The 792-nt window shown below is 54.8% G+C and carries 1 rRNA gene; it reads left to right on the forward strand.

What is annotated here, in order from left to right:
- A 23S ribosomal RNA gene (locus tag AC07UW_RS20775) occupies positions 1–684 on the forward strand; the annotation flags it as partial.
- Positions 685–792: the final 108 nt, after the last annotated feature.

Genomic DNA, 792 nt, shown 5'->3' on the forward strand with positions numbered 1-792 from the left:
TCGGGGACCGTGTATGGTGGGTAGTTTGACTGGGGCGGTCTCCTCCTAAAGAGTAACGGAGGAGCTCGAAGGTACGCTCAGCGCGGTCGGACATCGCGCACTGTGTGCAAAGGCATAAGCGTGCTTGACTGCAAGATCGACGGATCAAGCAGGTAGGAAACTAGGACTTAGTGATCCGGTGGTTCTGTATGGAAGGGCCATCGCTCAACGGATAAAAGGTACTCCGGGGATAACAGGCTGATACCGCCCAAGAGTTCATATCGACGGCGGTGTTTGGCACCTCGATGTCGGCTCATCACATCCTGGGGCTGTAGTCGGTCCCAAGGGTATGGCTGTTCGCCATTTAAAGTGGTACGCGAGCTGGGTTCAGAACGTCGTGAGACAGTTCGGTCCCTATCTGCCATGGGCGTTGGAGATTTGAGAGGGGCTGCTCCTAGTACGAGAGGACCGGAGTGGACGAACCTCTGGTGTTCCGGTTGTCACGCCAGTGGCATTGCCGGGTAGCTATGTTCGGAAGCGATAACCGCTGAAAGCATCTAAGCGGGAAGCGCGCCTCAAGATGAGATCTCCCGGGGCACAAGCCCCCTGAAGGAACCATGTAGACTACGTGGTTGATAGGTCAGGTGTGTAAGTACAGCAATGTATTGAGCTAACTGATACTAATGATCCGAGAGGCTTGACCATATAACCTCAAGTTGCCTTGGCCGACATGACATGTCGATAGATCCAAGTGCACGCTACGTCACAAGACCAAACGAGAGGCAGGCGCTCAGGCGCGTCTCTTTGCAACGC

Source organism: Stenotrophomonas sp. GW821-FHT02D01, assembly GCF_059421765.1.